Genomic DNA, 1,207 nt, shown 5'->3' with positions numbered 1-1,207 from the left:
CAGGGCAAGATCATACTTAACTTGATTATTACTTCGAATCTGTGATCAAATCGCCTTTTTCTCAAAGGCGATTAACATGTCATTCATCAACCATTTCAACGACATTCAAGATACTCGTTCACACATCAACAAAAAACATGAATTGCTGGATGTTATATTCCTTACAGTCACTGCGATTATTTCAGGTGCTGAAGGGTGGAAGGATATTAAGCAATTCGGTGACAGTAAACTGACTTGGTTACGTAAGTTTCGTTCATTTGAAAATGGTATTCCTGTCGATGATACGATTGCTCGTATCATTAGCTCACTGGCCCCTGAAGCTTTATTAGCTTGTTTTGTTTCTTGGGTTAATGAGCTTAGAGATGCGAATAATCAAAGCGTCATTGCCTTTGACGGTAAAACACTTCGCCATTCTTATGATGGTGATAAAAAAACAGCTATTCACAGTGTTTCAGCTTATGCAGTTGAACAGGGCCTAGTACTAGCACAATGCAAATCAAAAAGTAAGAAGAATGAAGTATCAACAGTGATGGCACTTATTGAATTACTTGAGCTTAAAGGCAATATCATCACAGCAGACGCGATGCATTGTTTAAAGAAAGTGACGAAAGCCGTCAGCAAGAAAGACGGAGACTATTTGCTGCAAGTGAAGAATAACCAAGGAAAATTGAACAAAGAAATTCAAGCCTACTATCACAAAGTCAGACGAGAGCAGCCATCACTCATCCAGCAAAATAGCCATGAAACAGTAAATGATGGGCATGGTCGAATAGAGCAGCGCACTTACACTCAACTGTTGGTGACAGATTGGCTTGAGCAGCGCCACGGTTGGGTCAATTTCAACTCCATAGTCGAGGTAGTACGACAGCGTTATGTTGGTGATAGTCATACAATGGAAACGAGTTATTACATCAGCTCGCTAGGGATAAACCCAGAGCAAGTAGCCAAGTCTATTCGCCAGCATTGGGGAATAGAAAACTCAGCACACTGGGTATTAGATATGACATTTAAAGAAGACGATTCACGTATTCGTCGAGGTGATGCCCCCGAGAATATGGCGACCTTTAGACGATTTGCGATGAACTTAGCGAAATTAAGCGCGATAAAAGACAGTATGAAAGGTAAGTTGAAACAGGCTGCTTGGTCAGATGAGGTAAGAGAGCAGCTTATTTTAGGATAAATAACGCTCAAGTATGATTTTGCCCTG

1 protein-coding gene is annotated in these 1,207 nt (G+C 40.8%); it reads left to right on the top strand.

What is annotated here, in order from left to right:
* The first annotated feature begins 76 nt into the window (after positions 1–76).
* Complete coding sequence (locus P4S71_RS22940; RefSeq protein ID WP_096793603.1) at positions 77–1,180, top strand: ISAs1 family transposase; 1,104 nt, start codon at positions 77–79, stop codon at positions 1,178–1,180.
* Positions 1,181–1,207: the final 27 nt, after the last annotated feature.

It is taken from the genome of Pseudoalteromonas sp. B62 (assembly GCF_037162565.1).
GTDB classification, from domain to species: Bacteria; Pseudomonadota; Gammaproteobacteria; order Enterobacterales; family Alteromonadaceae; genus Pseudoalteromonas; species Pseudoalteromonas fuliginea.
This window is presented reverse-complemented; position numbering and strand designations above follow the sequence as displayed.

Coding starts and splice junctions, on each gene's coding strand:
- P4S71_RS22940 (WP_096793603.1), top strand. CDS start 77: ATGTCATTCATCAACCATTTCAACGACATTCAAGATACTCGTTCACAC.